The organism is Bacillus sp. AMCV2 (assembly GCF_056033925.1).
In genome coordinates, this window is record NZ_JBVYIB010000002.1 from 1,975,436 (window position 1) to 1,993,955 (window position 18,520).

The window sequence follows — 18,520 nt, forward strand, 5'->3', positions numbered from 1 at the left end:
ATTAGTGAAAACTGAGCATATCAGCGATCTCTTGCAGCGCGTCCTCGGTCAGTTCTTGATCATCATAATCGCTGATCGTCTTTTCTGTTTCGCTTTTGTTCTGGCAGTGTTCGATCAGCTGTAATAAAAATTGACGGCATGTTTCGCTAAGCTGTTCGATGGTTTTGCGCTGAAAGCGGGCATTGTCATAAGTCATATTGACAGTCAATTTTCCTTCTGCAGCGATTGCACTGATATCCAGCGACTGTTCACGGTTCCATGTTGTGCTGATATCACCTCCGGCACCCAGCGGAGAGAATGAGAAGGCGTCCTCCTCAGGTACTTCAGCTGTGCGGCCGCTTTCAAATTGACCAAGATAATTGAAGCTGATTTCTGGTGCCCCTATGAAATCGATGTCTTTTTTGCCAGGCGGCGTCAAATATTTGATGACACCGTAGCCGAATCCTTTGTCAGGTACACGTCTCAGTGTATCTTTTGTTGTTTTTAGCACATGAACCATGTATTCTTCCGAGTCTGGCAAGTCTGCGTTCAGTTTAATCAATAACGGATAAATGGCGGTAAACCATCCAACCGTCCGGCTCACATCTATTCCTTCTAATACATCCTCTCGCCCGTGGCCCTCTAATGATAGTTTGAAGGCGGATTGATTGGTCCAATGGCGCAGCGCAAGAATGACAGAAGCGAGCAGCATGTCCTGCGTATCAGTGTTATATGCGCTGTTGGCGTCTTTTAAGAGTGCTGCTGTCTCTATATCGTTTAAGGTAAACGAAATTGTGGACCGTTGTCCCTCGTGTGCTCTAGTTCCATCGATTTGATCAAAAGGCAATGCCTCTGTTTGATACTCTTCGGCTTCGCGCCAATACTTGAGCTGTTTCATTAGCTGCTGGCTTTCAGCGTAGTCAGAGAGCTTTTTCGCGTACGCTTTAAACGAGCTTGTTTTAGGCGGCAGTTTGATATCCTCCCCGCCAGCAGCTTGGCGATACCCTAAAGCCAAATCTTCAAGCAGAACCCGCCATGAGATGCCGTCAACGACGAGGTGATGAGCAGATAAAAATAAGAAATCACCGTCAATTGTGTGGAAAAGACCGGCTTGCAGCAGCGGACCATTCTTCAAATCCATTTTCTGCTGAATATCAAGTACATGGCGTTTGATAATAGGCTCATACGCTCTATTGCCATCAGTGCCGTCCGGAGCTGATAAATCAATCATCTGAAGGCCGTACAACGCGTCGTCCGAATGACTGAGCGGCCGATTATATTGATCCCACTTTCCTTGTTCATTCTGTGTAAACACCATTCGCAGCGCATCATGATGACACGTTATTGCTTTTAACGTTTTTCGCAGTGCGTCTTCTTGTACAGAGGTGCTTCGATGCAGCATTACGGACTGATTAAAATGGTGTTTTTCTTTTATATCTTGAGAAAGAAACCATTTTTGAACAGGCGACCATTGTACATCTCCCTCAACCGCAGCTTGGCTGGAACTTGTATCTGAATCACGGATATAAGCTGCCAATTCTTGAATGGTCGGATGGCTAAACAAATCTTTCACTGCCATTTGCTTGCCTATCCGGTGAAGCCGCGCAGATACCTGTAACGCTTTGATCGAATCTCCGCCAAGTTCAAAGAACGAATCAGCTGTTCCGATCTTTTCTGCCCCCAGTACTTCTTTCCATATATCTGCCAGTATTTGTTCCATTTTGCTGGCTGGCGGGAGGAATGGACGTTCACCTTCGTGGTTGTATACAGGTTTTGGAAGAGCTCCGCGATCCAGCTTGCCATTTGGTGACAATGGAAGTGAGTCCAGTTTTTCAATAAACGCAGGGTGCATAAACACCGGCAGCTTGTTTTGTAATTCTGAGCGTACAGCACTTGTGCTCAACTCTGGTTTTGTCACCACATAAGCACTTAATTCGGTTTGTCCTGACGCTGTTACATGAGCAACTACTGCGGCGTCTTTTACACCATTTATACACCGGATGACCGATTCAATTTCTTTCGTTTCTACACGGTATCCTCTGATTTTGACTTGATCATCGATTCTTCCGAGATATTCGAGTGTTCCGTCGGCCATCCATCTGGCGGCGTCTCCTGTTCGGTACATTCGTGTTTCGGGTTTAAATGGATTCTGCGTGAATGCTCTCTCTGTCAGTTCTGGAAGATTGACGTACCCTCTTGCAAGTCCTGTTCCTGCTATACAAAGCTCTCCCGCAACACCGATTGGCTGAAGCTGATGATTGCTATTTAAAATCAGCACTTGAGTCCCGTCAATCGGCTGGCCGATGCTTACGTATGCCTGCTTTTCCATATGTCTCATGACGGTAGTCGCCACGCTGTTTTCTGTCGGTCCATATTCGTTGGCGAGTTCGGTATGCGGACATATAGCTAAGCTGCGGTCGATCAATTCGCGGTCAGCCGCTTCTCCCGCCAGTGTGACGACTCTAAGTGTCTTTACATCTTCCGGCTGCACTACGTCCAAAAGCGCTCGATATAAAACAGGCACAATAATCATATGTGTAATCCGTTGACGAGACAGCTGAGCCTTAATGGCCAGAATATCCTTCGCTTCCTCTTCATGAAGCAAAACAGCTTTTGCACCTGACAAAAGCGGTGTAAACATACTAGTTAAAAAGCCGTCAAATGAGAAAGAAAAGAGCTGCAGGATGGTATCTGTCTCGTTGAATGCATAAGCGTTTCGCCGCCACTGAAGAGTGTTGGCAATACCTTTATGCTCGACCATTACCCCTTTTGGACGGCCCGTCGTTCCAGAGGTATAAATGATATAAGCCAAATGATGGGCAGATGACATTTGCGGCAGCGGCGATTTGTCGTCTGCCTCTACGCTTTCTATCGTCAAGATCTCTCCTTCAAAGTCAGCAAGTACTCCCCGATCCGCTTCATTTATTGTCATCAGCAGTTTCGTTCCGCTGTCGCTGAGGATATAGCGTTTCCGTTCTGTCGGGTATTCAGGATCAATGGGAACGTAACAGCCTCCGGCTTTCCACACACCAAGTATGGATGCTATCATACTGAACGAACGATGCATCATGATGCCTACTGGTGTGTCCGGCTTAACACCTCGGCTGCGCAATGCACGTGCGATTCCATTGGACCACTCGTCCAACTCTTGATACGTCAGTGTTTTGTCTCCGCTGACAAGTGCAGAAGCTTTTGGTGTTCGTGCGGCTTGCTGCTCAAACAATTGACTGATTGTTTGAACTCCGTATTGATTCGCTTGCCCGGTGTTAAACTCATTAAGCAGCTGGTGCCGCTCTTCTTGGGTCAGGATGTCGATATGGTTGAGTGTCACCTCCGGGTTTTTACCGATGATGCTAAGTACATTTGTTAAATGCGATGCCCAGCGTTCAATGGTGGTTTTCTCGAACAATGCGGTTGAATATTCAAAAAGGAAATGAATGTTTCCGTCGCCCTCAGATGCCTGTAGTGTCAAATCGAATTTAGAAACGAGATGAGAAACTTCTGCCGGCTTCATTTGCAAATCATGCAGATGTAATGGCTCATAATCATTATTTTGGACAACTAACATGGTATCAAATAGCGGGTTTCTGCTCATATCCCGCGTCACTCCAAGCTTATCGACAAGCTCTTCGAACGGATAATCCTGATGCTCATAAGCTTCTAATGCAGTGGCGCGCACTTCCTGCAAATACTGCACAAACGGCTTCCCGCCCTCCGGGCGTGTCCTCAGAGCCAGCGTGTTCACAAACATGCCGAGTATCGGCTCAAGATCCTTGTGCGGACGGCCGGCGATTGGCGATCCCACAAGGATATCTTCCTGTCCGCTTAAGCGTGACAAGAACGCGGTGTACGCCGCAAGGAGCACCATGTACAGTGTGCTTCCGTTTTCTCGTGCCAGCTTGTGAAGGCCTGATGTAACCTCTGGATCCAGGGTAAATGAGACCTTGTCACCCGCGAAGCTTCGCACAGGCGGGCGGGCATGATCAGCGGGAAGGTCCAGCACAGGCAGCTCGCCTTCGAGCTGCTTCAGCCAGTACGCCTCCTGCGTTTTGTACGCGTCTCCTGTTTTGAATCCTTCTTGCCATACGGCGTAGTCTTTATATTGAATGCGCAGTGCCGGAAGCTTCCGGTTGTTGTACAGCTCCCCGAATTCCCGAATCAGAATGTTGACGGAAACACCGTCTGAAATGATGTGATGCATATCAACCAGCAACAGGTGCCGCTCATCTGATACCTTTACGATTTGGGCACGGAACAGCGGCGCTTGGCTGAGGTCAAACGGTTTGATAAAGGCTGCTGCGGCGTCCTGTTCGGTTCGTTCGCCGAGAGCTGTAGTCTGTAATATGAATGGCACTTCGTCATGGATGCGCTGCACCGGATCGCCGCCTTCGTCCTGTTCGAAGGCGGTCCGAAGCGACTCGTGGCGCTTGATCAGCTCTTTGAAAGCTCTGTCCATCCTTTCAGGATCCAGCTTCCCTTCGAGCTCTAATACAGCCGGCATATTGTAGCCTGTCCCACCGTCCTCCAGCTGCTGAAGGACATAAATCCGCTTTTGGGCAGAGGAAACTGGATAGGTTTCCTGCTTTTCAGCCGGTTTTATCGCTTTATATGGACTGTCCGTTCCTTCACGGATAACGGCCGCCAGCCCTTCTACCGTCGGATGGGCAAACACATCTTTTAGCGGCACCTGTACATCGAATTCTTTGGCGATCCGTGAGACAAGCGCCGTTGCTTTTAAAGAATGTCCCCCGCGGTCAAAAAAGTTGTCGTGAATCCCGACAGGGCCATTTTTCAGCACGTCCTCCCATAGCTGAGAAAGCTTCATCTCAGTCACGTTTCTCGGCGCCGTGTAGGTCTCCGCATCTGCCGCTCCGTCAGGAGCTGGCAGGGCGTTTCGGTCGAGCTTTCCGCTTGGTGTAACCGGCCACTGTTCCATTTCTATCATATAGGCTGGGATCATGTAGCCCGGCAACAGTCTCTCAAGCTGCGCTCGGACTTCGTTTCTTCCGAGCCCTTCTACATAAGCGCATAATTCCGGCTCCCCGCTGTCTGTCCGTACGGTAACGGCCGCCTCTCTTACACCTTCTATACTTCTTAGTGCCGCTTCAATTTCTCCCGGCTCAATCCGGTAGCCGCGGATTTTCACCTGATCATCCGTGCGGCCGAGGAATTCAACATTCCCGTCAGGGAGCCAGCGCGCCACGTCTCCTGTTTTGTACATGCGTTCCCCCGGATAAAACGGGTCTTCAAGAAAACGCTCCTCCGTTAATGCCGGCCGATTCAAATAACCTCTGGCAACACCCGCTCCGGCAATGTACAGTTCGCCGATACATCCAGCAGGCAGCATCTGCTGATTCTGATTCAGGATATATAATCTGACATGATGAACAGGTTTTCCAATTGGAATCCGTTCAAGTTTTTCATGCGGCGGACAATCAAAGAATGCAACTTCAACGGTTGCTTCCGTTGGCCCATAGGAATTGGTTATTGAAACATTTGGAAGCAACTCGTAAAATCGGGAGACAAGATGGGTCCCCAGCTGTTCTCCCCCAGAAAACACTCGCTTGAGTCTGTTTGTCTTAATCGGTACAGAGCGATATTTTATATGTTCTAAAAATGCATGGAGCATTGAAGGCACAAAATGCATAGCTGTGATCTTTTGTTCTTCTATGGCCTTCACGATCACTTCAGGTTCTTTTTCGCCTCCCTGAGGAAGCAGATAAACAGAAGCTCCGGCATAAGGCCACCAAAACAGCTCCCATATTGAAGCATCGAATGAATAGGATGTTTTGTGCATAATCATATCTGAATGCTTTAGCTGATAGCGGGACTGTAGGGAATTCAAAAAATTCACCGCTGATCGATGTTCAATTTCAACACCCTTAGGCATCCCGGTAGAGCCGGATGTATAGATGACATAGGCTAAAGATTGCGGAAGAACGTTCACATTCGGATTGGACAAACGATGTGCCAGTCCGCTATTTGTCTGATTGAGATAGACAATCTCTCCTGTAAATGCCGGAATATGAAGGCTGGCAGACTGAAGGAGGAGAATGTTTGTACCGCTGTCCTCCAGCAGAAAGCTGATTCGTTCTTCCGGATAATCCGGGTCAATGGGCAGATAAGCGCCGCCAGCTTTAAGAATGCCATAAATGCCGATCAGCATTTCAGGCGAACGCCGGCCTATAATGGCAACAGTCGTTTCAGATTTTACTCCTCGTCCGATCAGCTCCCAGGCGATACGGTTAGCCTGTTCGTTCAATTCTTTATAGGTCATCGCTCCATCTTCAAAGATAACGGCCGTCTGATCAGGCGTTTTTGCTGCCTGCTGTTCGAGTGCATAGTAGAGAGTTTGATTCATTGAATAGCCCGTCTCCTCAAACGGATGGCATGATTCAATGAAATCTCTCTCTTCTTCTTTTGTTAAGATTGGAATATCGTCCAATTCTGTTTCAGGGCTGGCAGCTGTATGTTCCATAAGCGTGGTGAAAAGGCTGGCCCACCTTTGGATGGTTTCTTTCTCAAACAAAGCTGTACTGTATTCAAACTGACAGAAAAGCTCGGAATCATGCTCTGTAACGTATAGGGAAATATCAAATTTTGATATTGGGTGCTCCAAGTCGTTCCACTGAAGCTGTACATCATTCATTTTTAGCTTTTGCTGTTCCATATTCTGAAGGACTAGCGTTGTGTCAAACAAAGGATTCCGGCTCATTTCCCGCTGCACACCGAGTTTGTCCACAAGCTCTTCAAACGGGTAATCCTGATGCTCATACGCTTCTAGTGCCGTCTGTCTGACTTCTTTCAGAAATTCCTCAAATGTCTTATTACCCGCCGGGCGTGTACGGAGAGCCAATGTATTGACGAACATCCCAAGAACAGCTTCAAGGTCGGCATGGGGCCGTCCGGCGATAGGTGAACCAATCACGATATCATCCTGACCGCTTAACCGAGACAAAAAGGCTGAATACAAAGCGAGAAGCGTCATATAAAGCGTGCTTCTGTTTTTATGGGCGAGCCGCTTTATGCGGGCCGTGATCTCTTTGTCCAATTGAAAGGTTACTTTTCCGCCTATGAATTGCCGTTCTGCCGGACGTCGTTTATCTGTTGGAAGCTCTAGTATAGGAAGGTCCCCGCTAAACTGCTGCTGCCAGTAAGTCTCCTGCTTTTGGTACGAGTCTCCCTTTTTAAATTTCTGCTGCCATACGGCGTAATCTTTATATTGGATCCGCAATGGCTTAAGCTGCCGGTTTGCATAAAGATCGGTAAATTCTCGGATTAGGAGCTGAACGGATACGCCATCTGAAATGATATGGTGCATATCCACCAGCAATACATGCTTCTCGTTTGACACTTCTATAAGGCCTGCTCTAAATAATGGCGCCTGGCTAAGATCAAAGGGACGGACAAATCCCTCGATAGTGGTCTCTTTACTTAACGTAAACGGCACTTCGGTGTGGATACGCTGAACCGGCTCGTCATCAGCTCCGGATACAAAGGAAGTTCGAAGCGGCTCATGCCGATTGATCAGTTCTTTACATACAGCAGTCAGTTTGGCGACATCCAGTGCACCTTCCAGTTCTAAGACCGCAGGCATGTTATAGGCGACACCCTCATCAAGCTGTTGAAGCACATAGATTCGTTTTTGGGCCGAAGATACAGGATATGTATCCCTTTTTTCTGCTGGTTCAATTGCTGCATACGGATTTTGTTCTGCCTCTCGAATGATTGAAGCTAATCCTTCAACAGTTGGATGGGCAAAGATGTCCTTAAGCGAAACTTGCACATGGAATTCCTTTGCGATCCGTGACATAAGCACTGTTGCTTTTAACGAGTGGCCGCCATTGTCAAAAAAGTTGTCTTGGATGCCTATATGTCCATTCTTTAGCACATCTTCAAATAGTTGCGAAAGCTTTGCCTCTAACAGATTTCGAGGGGCAGTATATGGGTTTCCGCTGATTGAAGCATCTGGCCCCGGAAGTGCTGCGCGATCTACTTTTCCGTTTGGGGTAAGAGGTATGCTATCAACCCATATCCATTTCGCCGGAATCATGTATTCTGGGAGCTCACTAGCCATATAACTGCGTAAATCTATTGCATTCAGCTTTTGTACACTGCAATAGTAAGCGCATAATTCATGTTCACCGTTTTGATCTTGCCAGATGAGAATGGCAGCCTCACTAATGTCCGGATGATTCATTAACGTGACTTCGATTTCTTGCGGCTCGATTCGATAACCTCTGATTTTCACTTGATTGTCTGCCCGTCCGATATATTCGATGTTGCCGTCTTCAAGCCGTTTGGCCAAATCACCTGTACGGTACATGATCACACCAGGCCTGAATGGGTCGGATGAAAATTTGTCGCTTGTCAGTTTATCGTGATTGACATATCCTCTGGCAACACTTGCGCCGGAAATATAGAGTTCGCCTGGTACGCCGCATGGCTGAAGCTGTTTTTGATGATTCAAAATATATATATCAGTACAGCCTATCGGTTTACCGATTGGCGGAAGCTCAGGAATAGGGTCTCCAGGATGAATGGTATACGTAGATACCACATGAGTTTCTGAAGGTCCGTAATGATTGTGCAGGTGTATGCCGCGTTCACGCAATACATCTTGGAAAAGGTCTGAAATCATTAATTGTTCCCCGGCTGCGATCAGGTGTTTGACGCCATCAGGAAACGAGTTCGCTAGTTCACGCTCGCTGAAAATCATTTTGATAAAAGCAGTTGGGAGAAACACAATATTCGTCTGATGCTTGTTTATAAATGCAAACAGCTGAGGCACATCTCTTTTTATGGCTTCTGGCACGATGTGGAGTGTGCCGCCTTTCAGAAGCGCAGAAAATATTTCTTGATAGCAGACGTCAAAGGCAGGTGTCGCAAATTGCAGAACGTCTGCTTCAAAGTCAATTCCAGAGTGAGTATATTCGAACTTCAGCAAGTTAGCCATGTTTCGATGCTCAAATTGAACACCCTTTGGTTTACCTGTTGTGCCTGATGTATAAATCATATACAGCAGATCGTCAGCATTGTTGACTGACTTTATGTTACTCCCGTCTACTTTGCTTTCGATATCTTCTGGATGAGTGATAATGTAATTGTCTTCTAACGATGAGGAGAGATGCGCTTGTGAAACAACATGCGAACAGCCGCAATCATGCAGAATATAACGGATTCTGTCAGCCGGGTAATGCGGATCAACCGGAACAATGGCGCCGCCTGCCTTTAAGATTCCAAGAACGCCGGTGATAAACGCCGCAGAGCGATCCATCATAATCGCAACGGGTTCCTGTCTCACAACGCCTTTCATTCGTAAATGCCGTGCCAATCTGTTAGCCGATTTATTCAGTTCTTTGTATGTTAACGAGCAGAATTGATCCTTTACAGCATGAGCATCTGGTGTCTTTTCCACCTGTTTTTCAAACATGGCATGGATGGTTTCGTAAACTGGTGTTCGATCTGTGATTTCTCCAATCAGCTGCCGCTTTTCAGTATCTGTCGTGATATCGATTTCTTCAGGTGGAAGATTCGGATTATTTAAGATTTGTGATACAGCATTCAGAAGATGCTCTTTGACAGAAAGCACAAAAGACCGATCGTGCTGCTCCGCATCATAGTTCATTTTGATATGAATTTCTTCCCCTGGCGCCACCATAAGATAAAAGCTGTAGTTGGTTTCATCTGCGACAGTGAAATTATGAATCTGAAAAAGATCAGAAGCATGTTCCTGTTTGTTCAGCATTTGAATCTCTTGCTGCACCGGATAGTTTTCAAATACGAGAATATGATCAATCAGCCCTTGCTTAACAGCTGAGCGGGATTGAATCTCATATAAAGGGTGGTAGCTGTACGCTTCAGCGGCAAGACGGTCTTTTTGCATATCTTTTAGAAGTTGAAGAAATGGCGTTTTTGCTCCCTGCACCCGAACCGGCATCGTATTAATGAAAAGACCTACCATATGTTCAATGCCTTCGATTTCCGCAGGCCTTCCTGAAATGACAGAACCGAATACGGCGTCATCGTTATTATTATATTTTTGTAGCAGAATGCCCCAAATGGTATGAAAAATCGTACTGAGTGTCACTTCTTCTCTAGCAGCAAGCTCTGAAAGCCTGCTGCTTTCTTCCTTAGAGAATGAAAATGTAACGTGTTCCTGCCTGCTTTTTCCCTTTGTTTTTTTCTGCTTCGGGAGCACGGTTTGCTGTTCGTGGCCGGAAAGATAATGGTCCCAATAAGAAACTGCCTGCTCTTTGTCTTGCTCCATCAGCCATTTGATATACTTTCCGTATGGCTGGACCGGCTCCAATGTTATAGGGGATGCATTTACATAAGATGCGTAAATATGCAGAAACTCCTTTAGCACAATGCTGAGGCACCAACCGTCCATCATGATATGATGAAAGGTCCAAATGCAAGAGTACTGGCTCTCTCCTGTTTGAATCAGAGCGATGCGCATGAGTACATCCTTTTGCAAATGAAACCCCCGGTCCCGGTCCTTTTCTTTCCATTGCTCGATAAACTGTGATTGCTCCGCCTCGTTTAAATGAGTAATGTCTTCTTCCAGTACGATGACATTTCGTTCTCTCAGAACAACCTGCTGGGGGGAGGAAACATTTTGGCTGATAAAAATCGTTCTGAAAATATCATGTCTTTCTACAAGAGCGTTGATGCTGTTTTGAAAAAACTGCAGGTTGACTTTCCCTTCTATTGTAAAAGAAGCTTGCTCAACATACGCCTGTGAATCTTTTTGCAGGAGGGAATGGAAAAGCATCCCTTCCTGCATGTAAGACAGCGGATAAATATCCTGAATTGAATTCGCTTTTGTCATGTTCATGTCTCCCTGTCACGATTTTCTACAATTCTTCCACCAAGCTGGATATGCTGTCCAGATCCTCTGCCGTTAATGATTGACTGCTGAAATCGCTCAGTGTCTTTTCAGCTTTCTGTTGACCGGCGCAGTGTTTCATAATGTCCAGCAAAAAGTGTTCAATCCTGTTAATAAGCTGCTCCATTGTGTTTCTATGAAAGCGGGCTGGCGGATAACTAAGATTGAAATGGAGCTTTTTGTCTGCTGCCATTGCACTCATCTCGATGATTTGCTCACGCTTCCATGTATGAGTGATATCCTTTCCGCTCCCAAGGCTTGATGGGCGGAAGGTGTCCTGTCTTTCGATGTCGTTGAACTGGCCCAAATAGTTAAAGCTGATTTCAGGTGTTTTTGAAAACGTAATGCTTTTATTTTCAGGGTGTGTAAGGTATTTCAGCATACCGTAACCTACCCCTTTGTTTGGTATCCGGCCCAGTGTATCTTTAACGGTTTTTACTGAGGTTCCGAGCTCATCCCTATGATGTTCAAAGCTTATGAGGGCCGGGTACATGGATGTAAACCAGCCGACCGTCCTGCTGATATCTAACTCTGGCAGAATGTGTTCTCTCCCGTGTCCTTCCATAGCGATACGGAGCTTGCTTCCTCCTGTCCATTCACAAATCGCCAAGGATGCTGCGGTTAACAGAATATCTTGTGTATCTGTGCCATAGGCGTGATTGACGTTTTGCAGCAAGACGGCGGTGTCTGCTTCAGTCAGTGAAAAGCTTAATGAGTCCCTTTTGCTGAAGTCGATGTTCACATGATGCGGTATTTCATAGGGCAGTTCTGCGGCTTGCTGTTCTTCTACACTTCGCCAATACGCCTCTTCGCGAATCAGCTTACTGCTTTGGGCATATTCCTGTATGCGTCTTGCGTATTCCTGGTAGGAATCCGTTTTAGGCGGAAGCTGGATCGTCTGGCCTGCAGCAGCTTGTTGATATCCGGCTGACAAATCCTCCAGCAAAATCCGCCATGAGACACCATCAACGACAAGGTGATGGATCGCAAGGAACAAGTAATCTCCGGTCAGTGTTTTAAACAAAGCGGCGTGCAACAATGGTCCTTCCTGCAAATTGATGCTTTGCTGAAGATCTGCAACTTCTTGTTTGATTTGCGTCCCCCAGCCGCTTTCTGACTGTGAAAGATCAGAGGTTCTTAAGCTGTATAGCTGTGACTCATGAATGCCTTGGTTGATTTGAATCCATCGCCTATCATCGTTGCGATAAACCATCCGAAGCGCATCATGATGCTCCGCCAGTTTTTTCAAGGCTGGTCTAATGGCGTTTTCAGACAAACGTCCAGAATGGAATAGCATGACAGACTGATTGAAATGGTGTCTTTCTTCAATATCTTGTGAAAAAAACCATTGCTGAACAGGCGTCCAAGGAACGTCTCCCTGAACGGGTCCTTGCTCTATGATTCTCTCTGACTTACGGATAAATGGTGATAAGTCCTTTATCTTTGGATGACGGAATAAATCACTTACCTGCAAGCTTAGTCCATAGCGCCCAAGGCGTGCAGAAACTTGAAGGGCTTTGATTGAATCTCCGCCCAATTCAAAAAACGAATCCTCTATTCCGATCCTCTGGATGCCGAGAACCTCCTGCCAGATCAACACAAGTTGGTCTTCAAGGTCATTTCGAGGTGGAGCGTACGTTTGTTTAGATGTGAAATTTGGTTCAGGAAGTGCTTTTCGGTTCAATTTGCCGTTTGATGTGAGCGGGAGAGTCTCCATTTCAATAATGTACGCCGGGATCATATAGTTTGGCAGCGAACGCGCGAGAAGTGAACGTACTTGTTCAGCATTCGTGCCTGCTTTTACGCTGATATAGCCAAACAGCTCTTTGCTCCCGGTCTGGGCTGTACGTGCTAACACTGCGGCTTCTTTGACCCCGTCTATTTGACGAAGTGCTGATTCGATTTCACCCAGCTCCACCCGATAGCCTCTGACTTTTACTTGATCATCAATACGGCCAATGTACTCAATTGTGCCATCAGGAAGCCAGCGCGCCAGATCACCTGTGCGATACAGTCGATCGCCAGGTGCAAATGGATGTGGGACAAATTTCTCTTTCGTTAAATCAGGACGGCCCAAATATCCTCTGGCGACGCCATCTCCGCCGACACAAAGTTCACCGACAGCTCCGACCGGCTGCAGCACTCCCCATTGATTTAAGATATAAGCGGTGGAATTACCAACCGGCCGCCCGATCGGAATGGAAAGTTCATATGTTTTTTGAATGTGAAGGCATGTCGAAAAAGTTGTATTTTCGGTAGGGCCATATCCATTCCATATAGATACTTCAGGGCAGACATTTCTGATTCGATTGACGTGGCTCGGCGACAAAGCTTCTCCGCCTATAATCAAATGTTTCAGCTGTGAAAATGTTTGTTCATTTTGCTCTGTCAAATGATTGAATAGAGAAGATGTCAGCCAAATCGTTGTGATTCCTTGATGTTCTATGTACCTCTTAAGCTGATGGGAATCGAGAAATGTTTGTTGATCGGACAGATGCAAAGCGGCACCATTTAGCAGCGGTCCGAAAATTTCAAATGACCCAACGTCGAAACCGATTGATGATGTCATCAGAAGGCGGTCTTCAGGTGTAAATGTAATATAATTGCTGTTTTTAACAAGACGAATTACACTTCGCTGCTCAATCATGACGCCCTTTGGTTTACCGGTTGATCCAGAGGTATAAATGATATATGCAAGTGAATGTGACCCTGCTGAAGAATCAACGTTCTTCGTTTCTCCTTGCTTTTGAATATCTTCGATTATGATTTGTTCACATTCAATGTCTAATAGTTGTTTTTCTGTTTTTTCAGATTGAAGGAGTAAAGCCGCCCCGCTGTCTGACAGCATATAAGCTATTCGTTCAACAGGCAGATCAGAAGCAATAGGCAGATAGGCTCCCCCGGCTTTCAGAATGCCCAGCATTCCTGCAATGAGTTCTGGTGTTCTGCCTGTCAACAAGGCTACAACACTATCAGGCCCTACGCCCTTAATCTGTAGAACTGAGGCAATTTGATTTGCCCAGCTGTTCAGGTCCTCGTAAGTGAATACTTGGGTGTCGCTGACAATAGCTACAGCATTAGGTGTTTGTTCAGCCTGCATTTCAAAGAGTCTGCTGATGGTTTCATTTCTTGGATAATCTATTTTTGTACGATTGAGCTCGTGGATAAGGTAATGGGTCTCATCCTCATTCAGGATATTTATTGTTCCGAGAGCGGCTTTGTTGTCTTTGATGATGGAGAGTAACATATTGATGAAGTATTGAAGCCACTTTTCTATCGTTTTTTTCTTATATAAGTCAGTACTAAACTCCATTTGGAACGTCAGCAAACCGTGGGGCTGTTCCTGGGCATATAGGGTTAAATCAAATTTGGACGTTTGATGCCCATTGTTTGCTGCAGGTTTGAGACAAAGTTCATCCAGCTCCAACGATTCCTGATCTATGTTTTGAAGAACAAACATTACGTCAAACAGCGGATTCCGGCTCATATCCCGTGTCAATTCAAGCTTATCGACAAGTTCTTCGAACGGGTAATCCTGGTGCTCAAAGGCTTCCAATGCTGTCTCACGCACTTCCTGCAAATACTGTACGAATGGCTTCCCGCCCTCCGGGCGCGTCCGAAGCGCCAGCGTGTTCACAAACATGCCGAGTATCGGCTCAAGATCCTTGTGCGGACGGCCGGCAATTGGCGAGCCGACGATGATATCTTCCTGTCCGCTTAAGCGTGACAAGAACGCGGTGTAAGCCGCAAGGAGCACCATGTACAGTGTGCTTCCGTTTTCTCGTGCCAGCTTGTGAAGGCCTGATGCAACCTCTTGATCCAGCGTAAATGAGACCTTGTCACCCGCGAAGCTTCGCACCGGCGGGCGGGCATGATCAGCGGGAAGATCCAGCACAGGCAGCTCGCCCTCGAGCTGCTTTAGCCAGTACGCCTCCTGCGTTTTGTACGCGTCTCCTGTTTTGAATCCTTCTTGCCATGCGGCATAATCTTTATATTGAATACGCAGCGCCGGAAGATTCCGGTTGTTGTACAGCTCGCCGAATTCCCGAATCAGAATGTTGACGGAAACACCGTCTGAAATGATGTGATGCATATCCACCAGCAACAGGTGCCGCTCATCTGATACCTTTACGATTTGGGCACGGAACAGCGGCGCTTGGTTGAGATCAAACGGTTTGATAAATGCGGCTGCGGCCTCCTCTTCGGTTCGTGCGCCGAGAACTGTAGTCTGTAACGTAAACGGCACCTCGTCATGGATGCGCTGCACCGGATCGCCTCCTGCGTCCTGTTCGAAGGAGGTCCGAAGCGACTCGTGGCGCTTGATCAGCTCTTTGAAAGCTCTGTCCATCCTTTCAGGGTTGAGCTTCCCTTCGAGCTCTAACACAGCCGGCATATTGTAGCCTGTCCCTCCGTCCTCCAGCTGCCGAAGGACATAAATCCGCTTTTGGGCAGAGGAAACCGGATAGGTTTCCTGTTTTTCAGCGGGCTTAATCGCTTCATATGGACTGTCCGTTCCTTCACGGATAACGGTAGCCAGTCCTTCTACTGTCGGATGGGCAAACACATCTTTTAGCGGCACCTGTACATCGAATTCTTTGGCGATCCGTGAGACAAGCGCCGTTGCTTTTAAGGAATGTCCCCCGCGGTCAAAAAAGTTGTCGTGAATCCCGACAGGGCCATTTTTCAGCACATCCTCCCACAGCTGAGAAAGCTTCATCTCAGTCACGTTTCTCGGCGCCGTGTAGGTCTCCGCATCTGCCGCTCCGTCAGGAGCTGGCAGGGCGTTTCGGTCGAGCTTTCCGCTTGGTGTAACCGGCCACTGTTCCATCTCTATCATATAGGCTGGGACCATGTAGCCCGGCAACAGTCTTTCAAGCTGTGCCCGCACTTCGTTTCTTTCGAGCCCTTCTACATAAGCGCATAATTCCGGCTCGCCGCTGTCTGTCCGTACGGTAACGGCCGCCTCTCTTACACCTTCTATGCTTCTTAATGCCGCTTCAATTTCTCCCGGCTCAATCCGGTAGCCGCGGATTTTCACCTGATCATCCGTGCGCCCGAGGAATTCAATATTCCCGTCAGGGAGCCAGCGCGCCACATCCCCGGTTTTGTACATGCGTTCCCCCGGGTAAAACGGGTCTTCAAGAAAACGCTCCTCCGTTAATGCCGGCCGATTCAAATAACCTCTGGCAACACCCGCTCCGGCAATGTACATTTCGCCGGCGACACCAGAAGGCTGTACGGCTAAATGCGGATCTAAAACATACAAACGCGCACCGGGTACGGGCTTCCCAATCGGAATCCGCAAACGATCTCTGTCCTGTTCTGGATCCAATACGTAAAATGCCGCGTCTACCGTTGCTTCTGTCGGTCCGTAACCATGGATTAATGATACCTGCGGCAATACAGAAGCAAAACGGGCTGCCGTACGCGGCGCAAGCGGTTCACCTCCGGCGAATACACGCTTTAGGTTTGTCCCGTCACCGAGCGCTAACATTTCCGCTTGATCGAGAAAGCTGTTCAGCATAGCCGGAATAAAATGAGCCGTTGTCACTTTTTCCTGATGAATGGCTTGTATGATCAATGCGGGGTCTTTTTCCCAGCCGGGCGGAAGCAGATACGCCGAAGCACCGGAAAGAGCCCACCAAAACAGCTGCCACACAGACGCATCAAAGGAAAAAGAGGTTTTCACCATGACAATGTCATCTTCCGAAAGCGGAAATTGGTGCTGCATGCCGGTCAGAAAGGAAACAGCCTGGCGGTGCTCAACGGCCACTCCTTTCGGCTGCCCGGTAGAGCCCGATGTATAGATGACATAGGCGAGAGATCCGTCGCTAACAGAAGCAGACACATGACGTTTTACTTCTTCACGATCAAGAGATGTCATGTCAACTTCAAGCGTCTCTCCAGAAAAGCTCGGTGCGGAGCATCCCGGCTGCGTCAGCAAGAGTGATGCCCCGCTGTCTTTCAGCATGTAGCTCAGCCGCTCCTTTGGATACGCAGGATCAAGCGGCAAATACGCCCCTCCGGCCTTCAAGACAGCAAGGACAGCGATCAGCATGTCAGGTGAGCGTTCAGACAGGATCCCGACGATACTTTCGTTTGTGACGCCGCGTGCCGTAAGGTGCGCAGCCAGTCGGCTGGCGTACATGTCAAGCTCAGCGTATGTCAGCGAACCGCCGGAAAAGCGGATAGCCGGCCGCTCCGGTGTGACTGCCGCCTGTCGTTCAAACAGCCCATGCAAGGCTGGGGCTTCAGGTGAAACAGATACTGTCCTGTTATTTTGAGAAACGATTTTCCATGTTTTGTCCTCATCTAACAATGTCATCTTTGACACAGGAAGAGATGGATCAGAGATGACGTCAGAGATCATGTGCTGTAAATAATCTTTTATTTCAGACATCATATTTGGTTGATAAGCGCCTGTATGAAAATGAATCCGAACGTACAAAGTACGCCCTGGGATCACTTTGACACTGCATCTATAATTAGTTACCTCTTCCATCTCAAAATCTTTCACGGAGAAATCAAATGATCCAGCTTGATTCAGCTCTTCAATCTCTTGTTGAGTAGGTGTATTTTCAAATACGATAATATGATCGATCAGCTCTTGTTTAAGAGCGCTCTGCGCCTGAATATCATATAAGGGAAAGTAACTATAAGCTTCTGCCTCAGTCATGTCTTTTTGCATTCTGCTGACTAGGTCAGAAAAAGACAGAAAATCACTTTGGACTCGAATAGGAATAGTATTGATAAAAAGTCCGACCATATTTTCCACATCTTTTAGCTCAGAAGGTCTGCCTGATATAACTGATCCGAATACAGCATCGTCGCGACGATTGAACTTTTGGAGCATGATTCCCCATAAAGCTTGGAAAACAGTGTTAAGTGTCGCACCACATGCTGCAGCGATTTTCTGTAATTCGGAGGTTTCTTTTTCAGGAATGGTAAACGTGATCTGCTGTAATGTCCCATCCGACATTTGATCTGTTCTTTTAGGCAGAGGCGAAGCTTTTTCGAAATGCTGAAGCCTCTTTTTCCAATACTCAGCTGCTTCTTCACGCTCTTGCTGCATCAGCCATTTAATATACGTCCCGTACGGCTGTACGGGAGGCAAATCAGGAAATTGCCCTTTTCCAAGCGCTTGATAAATATGGAGAAAGTCTTTAATGACGATGCCTAAACACCAGCCATCCATTAAAATATGATGGTGGCTCCAGATACAGACATAATGATCAGGCGCCCATTTTAAAATAGATATTCTCATCAGTACATCCGTTTGGAGATCAAAGCCTTTTGATTTGTCCTGTTCTTTGAATGCCTCTGTACAATGTTCTTTATCTTTTTCATTGAGATGAGAAATATCTTCAACATGAACATGGCAATGACGTTGCTTGAGCACGACTTGACGAGGTTTGGCTACATTTTTATAGATGAATGCTGTTCGAAAGATATCGTACCTGTCAAAAACAGCATCCATACTTTTCTGGAAACGCTCCAAGTCAAGCTGTCCATTGATCGTAAAAGAAGCCTGTTCAAAATAAGCTCTCGACTGCTCATCATACAATGAGTGAAAAAGCATCCCTTCCTGCATAAATGACAAAGGGTATATATCCTGTATTTCAGGTTGCTGCGGCATCAGTGAATCTCCTC

At 47.1% G+C, this 18,520-nt stretch carries 2 protein-coding genes; both read right to left on the reverse strand.

Annotation, left to right across the window (positions count from 1 at the left end; translation table 11 throughout):
• Position 1 precedes the first annotated feature (1 nt).
• Positions 2–10,813: a plipastatin non-ribosomal peptide synthetase PpsD gene (gene ppsD / locus AC0OMA_RS10125; protein WP_474222089.1), complete on the reverse strand. Its 10,812-nt coding sequence runs from the start codon at positions 10,811–10,813 to the stop codon at positions 2–4.
• A 25-nt stretch (positions 10,814–10,838) separates the two neighbouring features.
• A complete protein-coding gene (gene ppsC / locus AC0OMA_RS10130) occupies positions 10,839–18,506 on the reverse strand; it encodes a plipastatin non-ribosomal peptide synthetase PpsC (RefSeq protein ID WP_474222090.1) in 7,668 nt (2,555 codons plus the stop codon).
• Between the last annotated feature and the right edge of the window lie 14 nt (positions 18,507–18,520).